This is a genomic window from Fodinicola acaciae (assembly GCF_010993745.1).
GTDB classification, from domain to species: domain Bacteria; phylum Actinomycetota; class Actinomycetes; order Mycobacteriales; family HKI-0501; genus Fodinicola; species Fodinicola acaciae.
Genome location: NZ_WOTN01000002.1, coordinates 1,324,861 through 1,336,606 on the forward strand (window position 1 = coordinate 1,324,861; position 11,746 = coordinate 1,336,606).

An 11,746-nucleotide genomic window follows, 5' to 3' on the forward strand; every position below is an offset into this window, starting at 1 on the left:
GACACTCCTAGCTCGTGGGTGAGCCCCCAGTCTCCATGACTACCGCGAAACTCGGCTCGCCGTCGCCGGTTTCGGTCACGATCTGCGCGATCGTGCCAGCGGCGCGCAGATCTTCCAACGCTGGCGCCAGATTTGCCAGGTACGCCACCGGCGCGGTGACGGTCAGCCGCTCGACCGGCTGCCGCATCGACAGCCGCCGGTCCGACTTTGCCTTGCGTACGGCCCCGATCGCGGTCGACGCGGCGGCGAGGACGGCCGGATCCGCGCCGGGCCGCACAAGCTCGTCGGCGGTCGGCCACGGCGCCCGGTGCACCGAGCCGTCCTGCCACCACGACCACACTTCCTCGGTGACGAAAGGCAGGAATGGCGCGAAAAGCCGGAGCAGTGTGGAGACCGCCAGCGTGAGCGTGGCGCGTGCCGAGCCGCTGGCGCCAGCACCGTACGCACGTGCCTTCACCAGCTCCAGGTAGTCGTCGCAGAACGACCAGAAGAACTCCTCGGTGCTCTCCAGCGCCGAGGTGTAGTCGTACGCCTCGAAACTCGCGGTCGCCCGCTCCACCAGGCCGGCCAGGCCGGACAGCAACGCGAGGTCGATCGGCTCGGTGATCTCGTCGTCGGACGGTCCGAAACCGAGCGCGAACCGGCTCGCGTTGAGGATCTTCGTGGCCAGCCGCCGGCCGACCTTCATCTGCGCGGTGTCGAATGCGGTGTCGGTGCCTGGTCGGCCTTTCGCGGCCCAGTAACGCACCGCGTCGGTGCCGTGCTCCTCCAGCAGGCCGAGCGGTGTGATCACGTTTCCCTTGGACTTGGCCATTTTCTTGCGGTCCGGGTCGAGGATCCAGCCGGACAGCACGGCGTGCCGCCACGGCAGCGAACCCTGCTCCACGTGTGCCCGCAACACCGAGGAAAACAGCCAGGTGCGGATGATCTCGTGCGCCTGCGGGCGCAGGTCCATCGGAAAGACGCGCCCGAACAGGTCGTCGTCGGTCGTCCAGCCGGAGACCAGTTGCGGGGTGAGCGACGAGGTGGCCCAGGTGTCCATGACATCCGGGTCGGCGACGAAACCGCCGGCCACGCCGCGCTGGTCGGCGGTGAAACCGGGCGGGGCGTCGCTGGACGGGTCGACCGGCAGGTTTTCGTCCAGCGGAAGCAACAACTCGCCGCGCTCGCCGTTGTCGTCGAGCCGATACCAGACCGGGATCGGTACGCCGAAAAACCGCTGCCGGCTGATCAGCCAGTCGCCGCTCAGCCCCTCCACCCAGTGCTCATAGCGCGTACGCATGAAATCCGGATGCCACTGCAACTCGCGACCGCGGTCGAGCAATGCTGTGCGCAGCAACGGATCGCGGCCACCGTTGCGGATGTACCACTGCCTGGTGGTGAGGATCTCCAGCGGCTTGTCGCCTTTTTCATAGAACTTCACCGCATGCGTGATCGTCCGCGGCTCGCCCTCGAGGTCACCGGCGTCGCGCAACATCGCCACCACGCGCTCGCGCGCGGTGAACGCCGTCGCACCGGCGAGCGGCGCGTACGCCTCAGCGTCCACATCGGACGGTGGGGTGGCGACGAAGCGGCCGTCGGAGCCGACCACCGTACGCGTTGGCAGGTCGAGCTCGCGCCACCAGACAACGTCAGTGGTGTCACCGAAAGTGCACACCATCGCGATGCCGGATCCCTTCGACGGGTCGGCCAGATGGTGTGCCTTCACCGGCACCTCGACACCGAAGACCGGCGTACGCACCGATTTTCCGAACAGCGACCGATAACGCTCGTCGCCCGGATGCGCCACCAGCGCCACACAGGCCGGCAGCAACTCCGGCCGGGTCGTCTCGATGGAGATCTTTTCACCGTCGGGACCGTGAAAACTGATCCGGTGGAAGGCGCCGGGACGCTCGCGGTCCTCCAGCTCGGCCTGCGCGACGGCGGTCTGGAAGGTCACGTCCCACAATGTCGGCGCGTCCGCCTGATAGGCGTCACCGCGCGAAAGTGAGCGCAGGAAGGCGCGTTGCGAAATGGCGCGCGCCTTGTCGCCGATCGTCTGGTAGGTCATCGACCAGTCGACCGACAGGCCAGCGCGCCGCCACAGCTGCTCGAAGGCCTGCTCGTCCAGCTCCGTCATTCGCTGGCACAGGGCCACGAAATTGCGCCGCGAAATCGGCAGCTGGCGCTTGCCCGGCTCGGCCGGCGGCACGAAATCCGGGTCGTAGGGCAGGCTCGGATCGCACCGCACGCCGTAGCGGATCTGCACCCGCCGCTCGGTCGGCAGGCCGTTGTCGTCCCACCCCATCGGATAGAACACGTTTTTCCCGCGCATACGGTGGAAACGTGCGATCACGTCGGTGTGCGTGTAGGAGAAGACGTGGCCGACGTGCAGCTCGCCGCTGACCGTCGGCGGCGGTGTGTCGATGGAATATACCTGCTCGCGGGTGGTCGACCGGTCGAACCGGTACACCCCCGACTCCTCCCAGCTGCGCGACCATTTCTCCGCCAGCCCGTCCAGTGACGGCCTGTCCGGCATATTCACGGCACGTAGCGAGGTCATGCCCAGACGATACAGAGCACCGCAACCCAATTCGGCCATCGCGACGGTCACCTTCGCAACGGGTCCGGAGCGCGCTCCTCGGGGCTTTTCCGCCACCGAGGAGCGCGCCGGTCCGGAGGATTGGGGAGGCCTCCGGTGTTGGTGCTCTCCCGGAAACCAACGGCAGGGATCGGTTTCCGCGAGTGTGATCACCCTAGCGAGCGCCGCTGACAGATCCCTTTCATTGCACTTTCATGCCAGGGTGGTGCCGGTGTGACTGCTGTGGCTGACAATGCAGGTGAGGCGGCTCGGCTGCGTAATACTTGTTTAACAAGATATCAAAATGGACATTTTTGCCAACCGGCAGTCACAACAGCATTACCAGCCTCAGTAGTCACACCCGTCACAGCATCCGGAGATCACGGCGGCGTGAAAGCCTTGTTCCTTGCGTCCAACGCAAGTAACTCGACATTCATGCCATCCGCGACCGTCGCAAGCCGGACATTTAGCGCTCCACACGCCTTCGCATCCCACATACTGGACCTTCACGTCACCCACCGAGACGCCACCGCGGCTCCGGCGCCCCAGCCACACTCCTGGACCACGCCACGCACGAAACCGCACCCGCCGCACCCAACCCAACCAACAACGAAACCCCGCGCGCCCCTCCCCTTGAGGTCGCCCGCCGCGCAGGCGCCACCACCGCCAAAACGCAACAAACATGAAAACCCGCCCTACCCCAACGCAACAATCAGAAACGCCCTACCCCCAACCGCACCAATCAGAACCGCAACGCCCCCGCCACCGGCGAGCGCGGCGAAGGGCAGCTCGGATCACCGCACACTGTCCCAATCATCGCGATAAACTCCCGGCCTCATGACGACGGAGCTCAATCCAGCCTGCCGGCCGCTGCGGTCACTGCTTGGAAAGTGGCGTGGCGACGGCGCGGTCGACTATCCGACGATCGACGGTCCGCGGCGGTTTTCGCAGGAGATCACGGTCGCCCACGACGGACGGCCGTTTCTGTCGTACGAGTCGCGCACCTGGCTGCTCGACGCGGACGGCACCGTCGTACGTCCGGCGGCGCGTGAGGTCGGTTGGTGGCGGCCGCAGCCGGAATCGGTGGAGCTGGTGCTGGCTCACTCGTCCGGCATCGTCGAGGTTTTCTACGGAAAATTCACCGGCGGCGGTTGGCAGCTGCAGACGGACGTGGTCGTCCCGACGCGTACGGCCAAATCCGTGGACGCGGCCACCCGGCTCTATCGGATCTCAGATGGTGTCCTGGAGATCGCCGAGCAACGCGCGATGGTCGGCCAGCCGCTGCAGCCGCACACGTCGGCGCGGCTCACCATCGCACCTTAACCAGGTCCCGGCACTGGTTGTCGAGCTGTTTTCGGTTCCACAGCTGCAAATAAAGCTCGGCCGCCGGTCCATCGACCCGTTCGTCGGCCGGCTGCCGCTGGTCGTGCCGTGCCGCTGTCGCCGGTCCGTCGCCGAAGCGTACGAGCCAGTGACCACCGGTGTCGGTCGTGTCGACGGCGAGCGTACGAGGCGCCTGGTCGCGTGCGCGCCGGCCGCGCGGCAGAAAGCCGGTCAGCAACTCGTCGATCCCGTCGTGTGCCAGATCAGCCGGCACCTCACTGGACCTGCCGGCCGCCAGCTCGGCGTCGACCCGGTGGACGGTCGCCTCGTGCGCCTGCCGCCGCGACCAGAAATCGCGGCCAGGCATGGAAAGCTGGAACGTCCAGCACTCCAGGCCAGCCGGCGCGCTGGTCAAGGCGCGCACCAACGCGGTGTTGCTGTCCAGATACCAGTCGAGCAGGTCAGCGTCCGCCGGCAGCGCGTCGACGGCCTCGGTCGGCTCCGCCGGATCCCACGGCTCGGTGACCGGAGTGCGTACGATCGTCGCGGCCCAGTGGTGCACGGCGCCGGTGTGGACAAGCAGGTCACGCACCTGCCAGCCGGGACAGCTCGGCACCTGCGCGGCGAGGCCGGCTGCCCGCGCGGCGGCGGTCAGTGCGACACCGGCGTCCGCGACCGCCGCGATCCACTCTTCGGTGTCCATGCGGCCGATACTAAGCCCGGATGAGCCAGCCGCGTGGGTCGTTGCCCGCGGTATTCGAAGTGCCACCATTCGTTGTCATAGATGCGATAAAGCGAGTACGGTCCACCGTTTTCCTCCAGCCAGCGCGCGCCTTCGGTCGGCCGGATGTCCAGCGCGGTGCCCAGTACGTGCGCCGAGTCGGCCGGCCGCAGGATGCGTTTTCGCGCCCGTTGCGGCGATCCCGACCGCCGCACCTCGGCGGTGAACAGCCGCAGCTGCTCGCCCGGATCGCGATAGCCGGAGGTGAGGCCGATCAGCTGGCCGTCCCGCCAGAATGCCTCGGTACGCGCCGCGGCGAAGGCCGCCGCGGTCTGCGGGCTGAGACCGTCGAGGTTCTCCGCCGGATAGCGCACGGCCAAAGCCCACTGACACGCCAGTTGGCGTGCGCGCCGCGGCGCGCGTACGAACGCGAAAGGAAGGAAAACTATCGCCAGCGCCTTGGTGCACACCGCGTAGACACGGTCGCGCCGGCGGTCCGGAGTCGCACAGGGTTCGGTCATGACGTTCACAGTCCACGCCGACTGTGCGCTGCCAATGTTGGCGGTGTGACAGCTCCACCACGGCTTTGTAACAGTTCGGCACGGAGGCGACTGTTACACAACCATGACATTGCGCGGACCGTACGGACGACTGGGCGCACCAGGATTGCCGGCATGACACAGACATCCCTGTCGCCGGCCGCCGGTTACCGGCCGGCGACCGCGACATACGGCCGGCCACGGTCGAGCGCCGGACATCTGCTCGGCGTCGCGATCGTGTGCCTGGTCGCCTTCGGCATGACCTGTTACGTCTTCGTCTGGTTGCCGGCCGGTCAGCAGGCCGACCAGTCGCTGCTCACCGCCGCCAAGTCGTACGCGCAGGACTCCGCGCTGCTGACCACCGCGGAGGCGATGCTGCGGTTCTTCGGCAACCCGCTGGTGCTCGCGGTCATGCTCGGGGGAGTGCTGCTGCTCGGGCTGCTCAGCCGCCGGCCGCTCGCCGGAGTCGCCGGTGTCGGCGTCTTCGTCGGCTCGGTCGCGCTCGCCACCATCCTGAAGACGGTGATCTCGCGGCCGGACCTCGACGTCGCCGGCTCGACGACACACAACAGCTTTCCGAGCGGTCACGTGTCGGCCGCGGCCGGCCTGCTGTTCGCGTTTCTGCTCGCCGCCCCACTCTGGCTGCGCTGGCTGCTGGTCCTGCCGGGTCTCGGCGCGGTGGGCGCGGTGGCCGCCGCGACCATGCTCGCCGGCTGGCACCGCTTCAGCGACGCGGTCGGCGGCGTCCTGCTCGCCGGCGCGCTGTGCTGCCTGGCGGCCGCCGTGCTGGCTGGCGTGTCGCAGGCGGGGACCGCGCGACACAGATCCGTTTTGCGATAGTAGGCGCATGTCTCGCGTGTTGTTGATCGAGGACGACCCGGCCGTACGCGACGGGTTGCAGCTGGCGCTCACCCGCCAGGGCCACGCCGTCGACGCGGTGGGGACCGGCGAGCGGGGGCTCGACCGGCTGCGCGAGTCGCCGGCGGACGTGGTCGTCCTCGACCTCATGCTGCCGGGCATGGACGGCTTCGAGGTCTGCCGGCGGATCCGCGCCACCGGCACGCTGCCGATCATCATGCTGACCGCGCGCAGCGACGACATGGACGTGGTGGCCGGCCTGGAGGCCGGCGCCGACGATTACGTCGTCAAGCCGGTGCAACCGCGCGTACTGGAGGCCAGGATCAGAGCCGTGTTGCGCCGGGTCGGCGCCGAGCAGCCGCCGGCCGAACCGAAACAGCTGGAGAAATACGGCGATCTGGCGATCGACCGGGTCGGCCTGGTGGTCAGCAAGGCCGACGCGCCGGTCGCGCTCGCGCCGACCGAGCTGCGGCTGCTGCTCGAGCTGTCACGCAAGCCGGGCCAGGTGCTCAGCCGCCAGCAGCTGCTGGAATCGGTGTGGGAACACGGATATCTCGGGGACTCGCGGCTCGTCGACGCGTGCGTACAACGGCTGCGCGCGAAAATCGAGGACGACTCCACCGCACCGGTCTACGTGCAGACCGTACGCGGCTTCGGCTATCGGTTTGGTCCGTTGTGATCGCTCGCTGGTGGAACGCGGTGCGCCATTCCGGCCTGCGCGCGCGGCTCGTCCTCATTTTCGCCCTGCTCGGCGTGGTGACCGCGGTGGCGGTCTCCGGCGGCATGTACATCCAGGCGCGTACGGCCATCCTGCAGACCGCGCAGGACACCAGCGCCAACCAGCTGATCAACAGCATCACCGCGGTCGTCTCGATCCCCAACCTGCCACCGACCCAGAGCGATCTGGACACCATCGCCAACAGGTTGTCCAACCGCAACAACGACGTACTGGTCGTCTACAGAGGACGGACGTCCCGGCAGAACACGTTGACTCTCGGGGAAATTCCACCGGAACTGCAGGACCGGATCGGCGGCGGCAGCGTGGTCTGGCAGCGGGTTTCCCGGTTTCACCAGACATATCTGCTGGTCGGCACCAGGGTCGGCGTACGGATGGCCAACGGCCGGGTCGTGCTGTCGGAGCTGGAGGTCTACTCGGCGCGCAGCCTCAGCGCGGAGCAGGCCAATGTCGACGCGTTGGCCGTGCAGGCCGCCCTGACCGGTCTCCTGTCGCTGGTTTTCGCCGTACTGCTGGCTTTGCTGGCCGCCCGCGGTGTGCTGCGGCCGGTGCGCCAGCTCGGCCAGGCCGCCCGCCGGCTCGGTGAAGGCGACCTGAGCACGCGCGTACCGGTGCGCGGGTCGGACGAGCTTGCCAGCGTCGCGAGGACTTTCAACAGCACGGCGGAGGTTTTGGAGCGATACGTCGGAGATCTGCGCCGGATGGAGGCCGACGCCAGGCGCTTTGTGGCGGACGTGTCGCACGAGTTGCGAACGCCGCTCGCGGCGATGACCGCGGTCACCGACGTGCTCGACGAGGAGGCGCCGCACATGCCCGGCGACGCGGCCCAGGCGGCCAACCTGGTCAGCCAGGAAACTCACAAGTTGACCAGGCTGGTCAACGATCTGATGGAGATCAGCCGTTTCGACTCCGGTGCCGCCGCGCTCGCGCTCAACGAGGTCGACATGGCCGAGATCGTCCGCGCGTCGCTGCGCGCTCGCGGCTGGTCGGACAAGGTGCAGACCGACCTGCAGACCGGCGTGATCGCGTCGGTGGACCCGCGCCGGATGGACGTGATCATCGCCAACCTGGTGGGAAACGCACTGAAATACGGTGAGCCGCCGGTGACCGTACGGCTGCACGCGGACGGTATCTGGATCACCGTCGAGGTGTCCGACCATGGCGACGGCTTGGCGCCGGAGGTGTTGCCGCGGGTCTTCGACCGGTTCTACAAGGCCGACTCGGCGCGTCCGCGCTCGGAAGGCAGCGGTCTCGGATTGGCGATCGCCTGGGAAAACGCCAGACTGCACCGCGGCGTACTGGCGGCCGGCAACGGTCCGGACGGCGGCGCGGTGTTCACGTTGCGACTTCCGGTGGAGCCACGGTGAAAATCCTGTCCATCCTGTTGGCCGTGCTGTTGGTCGCCGGCTGCGGCGTACGCGCAAGCGGGACGATCCCCGGTGGTCCGGCACCGAACGTATCCGCCGTCGGCATCGCCCTTTTCTTCGTCTCCAACGGAAAAGTGAGCCTGGTGCTGCGGCCGGGACCGGAGCCACCGCTGCCGGAGATTCTCAACACGCTCGGTGCCGGACCCAACGCGTTCGAACGCGCCGCCGGTTTCAGCACCGCGATCCCGGCCAAAGCCGCGCCGATCACCGTGATGATGGACGAAAGCTCCGTCGACGTCCACATTTCGATGGCTCCGTCGGCTCTTTCCGAGCTGGCCGTCGAGCAACTCGCCTGCACCGCCCTGGCCAACCAACCGACCGTCGCGCCCGGCGGAGAGGTCCGGCTGGCCGGCGACGGCCAACGTATCGACATCTCCTGCCCGCAAATCTCCCTGCGGTGACGCGGCTCGCGCCACCGGCCTTCGCCGCGGCGCCTCCCCTGTGGACAGTCGCAGCGAGCGGACGGTGACAACCAGGATGATGGATATGTGAGCGAGCAGTTGCGCGGCAGCAGAGGCGAACATCTGCCCTCTCTGCACAAGCTCAACGGCGGCACCGTGCCGCGCGGCCGGCTGCTCGGACCAGATTATGCGCGAGCGTTCTGCAACGTCTACCTGACCGCCGGTTCGCTCCGCGACACGGATGCTGTTTTGGCCGCGGGCTGGCTTCTGTAGGACCAGACTGTGTGCTGAGTCATGTGACGGCTGCACTGGCCACGTCGCGGCGCGAGTCGATCTCGGCATAAAGATGTTGAAGATCGCGATCGAATACGACGGTTCGCATCAGATGACGCCGGAGCAGCAGCGTGCCCGACGTACGCCGCCTCCAGCGGTTGCAACGGCTGGATTGGCTCGTTCTCCGCTACGCACGAAGATCTCGCCAGCTCACCCACTCGAATCATCGACGAGGTCCGCGCGGCCATCGACTCGCACCAGGCCGCTTACGGCACCGCGCGGATTCCGCGGCGGAACAACGCATCCCGGGCCTCGCGCAGCGCGATCGCCAGCGCGCCATGCAAAGCCGCCTGTTCACGCAACAAACTCGTCTCGATCCGCGCCATCAGCGGCACCAGTGCGGCGGTCGTTTCGCGTACCGGTCGCAAAAGTGCCGGATTGGAGCCAATCCCGCCGCCGAGCACCACCAAAGCCGGATCGAGCATCGCGCAAACAGCGGCGATCGCCGTACCGACGTGTTTCGCCTCGTCCTGCACGATCTCCTGCGCCGCGGGTTCATCGGCGGCACGCGCGAAAAGCTCCTCGACGGTCTGGGGCCGGTCGCCGATCCAGTCGGTACGCGCCGCCGCCGCAGCCATCACCCCGGCCGCCGCGACCTCGTCCTCGAAGGCGCCGTGCATCCGGTGCCGGTCGTCGAAAGGGTCGGCGGTGAAAGGCAAATAGCAGATCTCACCAGCCGCGCCGTGTGCACCGCGTACGAGCTCGTCGGACAGCACGATCCCCATGCCGACACCGGCACCGATGGAAACAAAGACAAAGTTGCTGACACCGGTCGCCAGGCCACGCCACTTCTCGCCGATCGCGGCGAGATTGATGTTGTTGTCGACCAAAAGTGGCACGTCATAGCGGTCGCGGATCAGCGCCAGCGGGTCGTACGCGCCGTCCGGGCTGATGTTGTATGCGAGTGAGGTGACCCGGTGCGTCACCGGATCGACCACCCCGGGCGTGGAAACGCCGAGGCCGAGCAGTTGGCCATGGGTGGCGCCGGCGGTACGGATCGCGTCGCGCACCATTTCGTACACCTGCCGCGCGACCGCGCGAGTGCTGTCCTTGTCGGTCGGCTGCTCCTCGGACGCCAGCTTCTCGCCATAGATGTCGACGGCGGCGACCCGCAGATTGGTGCCGCCGATGTCGACGCCGACGACGAAACCGGCGGCGTTGTCGACCGCGTACGACACCGGCGAGCGGCCGGGTTTGCCGGGCCGGACCCCCATCGGCCGCACCAGGCGGGCCTGCACCAGCCGGCGTACGGCGTCGGACACCGTCGGCTTGGACAGGCCGGTGTGCTCGGCGATCTCCGGCCTGGTGATCGGGCCGTCCCGGAAGATCACTTCGAGCACGGCCTGGTCGCTGAGCTCCCGCAACAGGTTCAGCGAGCGGCCGCCAGAGTCCGACTGGGTCATGCTCGCACCCCTTTTCGACAGGAAGCTTACCTATCAACTATTACCCATGAACCCCTTGACCACACAAGTCCTACGCGGCTACGGTGCTCATTTATTCGGAGCCTTAACGAATGGCAGCGGCGCGGAGGGACGGCATGGCGATGCGGCCTGACCACAACCACAACCTGACGATGAGCCGGCGGGGGTTTCTCACCGCCGCCATGGGGGTCGGCGCCGGCGCGGCACTGGCGGCCTGCGGCAGCGGCTCCGGCGGCAGCGGCGCAAAGGTGACGATCCGCGCGTTGCACCAGCAACAGGCCGGTTACAGCGCGTCCGACATCCAGGGCATGACCGCCGCGTTCATGAAGGCCAATCCGAACATCAAGGTCGAAAACACACTGGTCGCGTACGACGCGCTGCACGACAAGATCGTGGCCGCTGCGCCGGCCGGCACGTACGACGTGGTGCTGATGGACTGCATCTGGCCGGCCGAGTTTGCCAAGAAGCACATCGTCGCCGACATCTCGGCCAAGGTGAAGGGCCTGTCCGGGCTGGACGGCATCTTCCCCGGCGCGATCGAGACCGCGCAATACCAGGGCAAGTATTACGGCATGCCGTGGTTGCTCGACACGAAATATCTCTTCTACAACACCGAAATGCTGCAGAAGGCCGGCATCAAGCCGGACCAGCTGGCCACCTGGGACGGGGTGAAGGCGGCCGCGCAGACGTTGAAAGCCAAGAACATCGTGCAATATCCGATCACCGGCAGCTGGCAACAGGCCGAGGCGGTGATCTGTGATTACGCGGCGCTGGTCGGTGCCTTCGGCGGCCGTTTCCTTGACGACGCGGGCAAACCGGCGTTCACCAGCGGCGGCGGTGTGCAGGCGCTGCAGTTCATGGTCGACCTGGTCAAGTCGGGCCTGGCCAACCCGGCCGCGCGTACGTCCGTCGAGGACGACGTGGTGAAGACGTTTTCGCAGGGAAACGCGGCAATGGCGCTCAACTGGACGTTCATGTACGGGCTGGCCAACGATCCCAAGCAGAGCAAGATCGCCGGCAAGGTCGGGATGGCGCACACGCCGGCCGGTCCCGGTGGAAAGGCGCCCGGAGTCAACGGCGCCTCCGCGCTGGCGATCACCTCCGGCAGCCAGCACCAGGACGCGGCCTGGGAATACGTCAAATATCTGACCAGCAAGGCCGTGCAGGACAAGTTCGCGACCAGCTCGCTGCCGATCTGGAAGGCGTCTTACGACGATCCGGCCGTGCAGAAAGCCGGCACGCCGGCGGTGGTCGCCGTCGCCAAGACCCAGCTGCAGGACATGATCCTGCGGCCGCAGGTCGCCAACTACAACTCGGCCTCGCAGCAGTTGCAGGTCAGCATCCAGAAGGCCTTGCTGGGTCAGGAAACCCCGCAGGCCGCTCTGGCGGAAGCCGCCAATGCCTTCACGGCTTCCAGTTAGGACACC

Annotated in this window: 11 protein-coding genes; 7 read left to right on the forward strand and 4 right to left on the reverse strand. The window is 67.4% G+C overall.

The window, feature by feature from the left end; all coding sequences use genetic code 11:
• Positions 1-7 precede the first annotated feature (7 nt).
• A complete protein-coding gene (gene valS / locus GNX95_RS21450; protein WP_222853800.1) occupies positions 8-2,542 on the reverse strand; it encodes a valine--tRNA ligase in 2,535 nt (844 codons plus the stop codon).
• An 855-nt stretch (positions 2,543-3,397) separates the two neighbouring features.
• Here valS and GNX95_RS21455 point away from each other — a divergent pair.
• Positions 3,398-3,883: a heme-binding beta-barrel domain-containing protein gene (locus GNX95_RS21455; RefSeq protein WP_163509181.1), complete on the forward strand. Its 486-nt coding sequence runs from the start codon at positions 3,398-3,400 to the stop codon at positions 3,881-3,883.
• On the opposite strand, the gene GNX95_RS21460 is transcribed toward GNX95_RS21455, so the two are convergent.
• Positions 3,867-4,586: a maleylpyruvate isomerase family mycothiol-dependent enzyme gene (locus GNX95_RS21460; protein WP_163509182.1), complete on the reverse strand. Its 720-nt coding sequence runs from the start codon at positions 4,584-4,586 to the stop codon at positions 3,867-3,869. The two genes, GNX95_RS21455 and GNX95_RS21460, sit on opposite strands and share 17 nt — an antisense overlap.
• Positions 4,535-5,125, reverse strand: a complete 591-nt coding sequence (locus GNX95_RS21465; RefSeq protein ID WP_163509183.1) for a D-alanyl-D-alanine carboxypeptidase family protein — start codon at positions 5,123-5,125, stop codon at positions 4,535-4,537. Before GNX95_RS21465 ends, GNX95_RS21460 begins: the two co-directional genes overlap by 52 nt.
• A gap of 153 nt (positions 5,126-5,278) precedes the next feature.
• On the opposite strand from GNX95_RS21465, the gene GNX95_RS21470 reads away from it, so the two are divergent.
• The 5 genes from GNX95_RS21470 (at position 5,279) to GNX95_RS21490 (ending at position 8,838) form a co-directional block, all read left to right on the forward strand.
• Positions 5,279-5,983 (forward strand): phosphatase PAP2 family protein, encoded by a 705-nt coding sequence (locus GNX95_RS21470; protein WP_163509184.1) that lies wholly within the window; start codon positions 5,279-5,281, stop codon positions 5,981-5,983.
• Between the two features lie 7 nt (positions 5,984-5,990).
• A complete protein-coding gene (locus GNX95_RS21475) occupies positions 5,991-6,680 on the forward strand; it encodes a response regulator transcription factor (protein ID WP_163509185.1) in 690 nt (229 codons plus the stop codon).
• Positions 6,677-8,104 (forward strand): sensor histidine kinase, encoded by a 1,428-nt coding sequence (locus GNX95_RS21480; RefSeq protein WP_246281693.1) that lies wholly within the window; start codon positions 6,677-6,679, stop codon positions 8,102-8,104. The genes GNX95_RS21475 and GNX95_RS21480 overlap by 4 nt, the downstream gene beginning before the upstream one ends.
• On the forward strand, positions 8,101-8,565 hold the full coding sequence (locus tag GNX95_RS21485; RefSeq protein WP_163509186.1) for a hypothetical protein: 465 nt from the start codon (positions 8,101-8,103) through the stop codon (positions 8,563-8,565). The genes GNX95_RS21480 and GNX95_RS21485 overlap by 4 nt, the downstream gene beginning before the upstream one ends.
• An 87-nt stretch (positions 8,566-8,652) precedes the next feature.
• Entirely contained in the window at positions 8,653-8,838 is a 186-nt protein-coding gene (locus GNX95_RS21490; protein WP_163509187.1) for a hypothetical protein, read from the forward strand.
• A 266-nt stretch (positions 8,839-9,104) separates the two neighbouring features.
• On the opposite strand, the gene GNX95_RS21495 is transcribed toward GNX95_RS21490, so the two are convergent.
• Entirely contained in the window at positions 9,105-10,301 is a 1,197-nt protein-coding gene (locus GNX95_RS21495) for an ROK family transcriptional regulator (RefSeq protein WP_163509188.1), read from the reverse strand.
• A 110-nt stretch (positions 10,302-10,411) separates the two neighbouring features.
• On the opposite strand from GNX95_RS21495, the gene GNX95_RS21500 reads away from it, so the two are divergent.
• Entirely contained in the window at positions 10,412-11,740 is a 1,329-nt protein-coding gene (locus GNX95_RS21500; RefSeq protein ID WP_222853801.1) for an extracellular solute-binding protein, read from the forward strand.
• Positions 11,741-11,746 lie beyond the last annotated feature (6 nt).